Source organism: Streptomyces sp. NPDC058964 (genome assembly GCF_042741275.1).
Classification (GTDB): domain Bacteria; phylum Actinomycetota; class Actinomycetes; order Streptomycetales; family Streptomycetaceae; genus Streptomyces.
The window spans coordinates 687-2,675 of record NZ_JBHYKH010000802.1 but is presented as its reverse complement, the minus strand read 5'-3'; the positions used below and the strand labels follow the sequence as shown (position 1 = coordinate 2,675).

Genomic DNA, 1,989 nt, shown 5'->3' with positions numbered 1-1,989 from the left:
GGCTTGGGCATGTCCGCCTGGGCGCACAGCCGGTCGATCACGCCGTGCAGTTCCGGGTACTCCTCGCGTTCGACGACCCGGCCGTGCAGCGCGTAGAGCGCGACCCGGTCGGAGAACCAGTACTGGGCGAAGAGCATCCCCGCCGCCACCACCACGACCAGCACCCAGGACTTCAGCAGCACGATCAACGCGGCGACGAACCCCACGTACAACAATCCGAGCAGGAACAGCGTGACCCCCATGCGTGCGGTCAACCGCCGGTCGCTCCGAAAGCGGCTCTGCATCTTGCATCACCCCGCAGTCAGGCACTCGTCCCGCTGTCCAGTGTGCACCTGGCGACTGCCATGAAGCGGTCCGGAACCGCCCTGGTACGGGCAAAGATTCCCGGTGGGAGCGGGGATGCCGCCGAGGCCTACGAGATGGTCCTGCTCCTGAGCAGGCCGCGGCCGTGGGCGAGCAGTGCCGTCACCTCGGCCTCGGCGGCGGTGGCGTACGGGGCGTGGTGCCATCGGCGCCGCACCGTCTGCTCGGCGCGTGTGCGCAGGCGTTCGTCCGGGTCGTCCAGTGCCCGCACGGCGGCGCGCAGGCGGACCACCCCGCCCCGCGCGTCCAGCAGCCGGTACGCCGACACCCGCACGCACCGCGGCCGTGTCACCCCGAGCCGTTCGGCCAGCCACTCCTCCGGCAGCAGCGCGGCCGAGGGCAGCAGGGCGACGGTCGCCTCGCGCACCACCCCGGGCGCGGGATCGTCGAGCAGCGCCCTCATCCTCGGTACGTCCGTCACGTCCAGTGCGCGCAGCCCGGCCACCGCCCGCGCCCGCACCGCCGCCGCCTGGTGGTCCAGCAGCGGCCACAGCAGGGCGGCGTCGGCGCGACTCCCGCACTCCGCGAGCCCGATGACCGCGCCGGGCGGCAGGGCCGGGTCGCCCGGGCCGGCACACCGGTCCCGGTACCACGGGAGCGGATCGGTGCCGTGCTGCCGTACGACATAGCGCGCGCAGGCCCGCACCAGCCCCGCCGGATCGGCCAGGAAGCCCGTCGCCCGCCCGGGGCGACCCAGCCGCCGCAGCGCGGTCACCCCGGCCGAGCGGGTGCGCGGGCTGCGGGCGGCGAGGAGGGGTTCGAGCACGTCCTCCCCGGCGCCCCCGTCCGCCACCGCGGCCAGGGCGGCCTCCGCGCACAGGCTCTGCACGACCGCGTCGTCGTCCCGGGCCGCAACCCGGGCGAGCTCGGCGGGGGAAAGGCGCCCGTCCTCCACGGCGAGGCGGTGGGCGAAGCGGCGCACGGCGCGGTCGGGGCCGGTGAGCAGGGCCGCGAAACGCTCCATGGGCGTCCGGGACAACAGGTCGCCCACCATGGCGACGGCGAAGTCGCCCCTGCTCCGGTTGCCGATGCGCAGCATCAGCGGGGTGAGCCGGACGGCGTTCTCCGCGTCCAGCGCCTCGGCGAGCCGCTTCCGTGCCCTCTCCCGCACCGGCGGCGCCCAGTCCGCGCACCGCAGCACGACCAGCGGCAGCAGCTCCCGGTGCCCGGCGGCCAGGCCCAGCGCCCGGTGCCGGATCCGGCCGTCCCGGTGGCACAGGGCGAGGGCGAGCTGGGACTCGGTGAGCCGCTCGCCGGTGCGCAGGACCGCGGTGAGCGTGCGCTCGCTGTCCGTGCCCTCCCGGACCGGGACGCCGTACGGCGAGTACCAGTTGTCCCGCCTCGCGCCCTCGTCCAGCCCCAGCCAGGCGTCCGGATCACCGGCGTCGACCACGTCCCGCAGGGCCGCGCCCTCCGCGAGCCGTCGTGCCGCCTCCGCCCCGCCCCGGACGTCCACTGCCATGGGCGTCCCCTCTAGTAGGGAGCCCGCATCTGGGCGTACCCCAGCAGGACTATCACCGCGGCCACACACCCGAGGACTATGGCCGTCGACACCCACGACGAGCGGCGGGGCGCCACCGGCTCCGGGTCCCCGCGGAAGGGCGCCGGGTCCGGAGGGTTCTCCTT

Annotated in this window: 1 protein-coding gene and 1 pseudogene; both read right to left on the bottom strand. The window is 75.5% G+C overall.

Features of this window, described 5'->3' with window-relative positions; all coding sequences use genetic code 11:
• Window positions 1-284: pseudogene (locus ACFW2E_RS44950) on the bottom strand (zinc metalloprotease HtpX); the annotation flags it as partial.
• Between the two features lie 128 nt (window positions 285-412).
• Window positions 413-1,825 carry a hypothetical protein gene (locus ACFW2E_RS44945; RefSeq protein WP_384477423.1) on the bottom strand — a complete coding sequence of 471 codons (1,413 nt, stop codon included), beginning with the start codon at window positions 1,823-1,825 and terminating at the stop codon, window positions 413-415.
• Window positions 1,826-1,989 lie beyond the last annotated feature (164 nt).

Bases quoted from the DNA above. Each gene is read 5' to 3' on its own strand.
- ACFW2E_RS44945 (WP_384477423.1), bottom strand. From the start codon at position 1,825: ATGGCAGTGGACGTCCGGGGCGGGGCGGAGGCGGCACGACGGCTCGCG.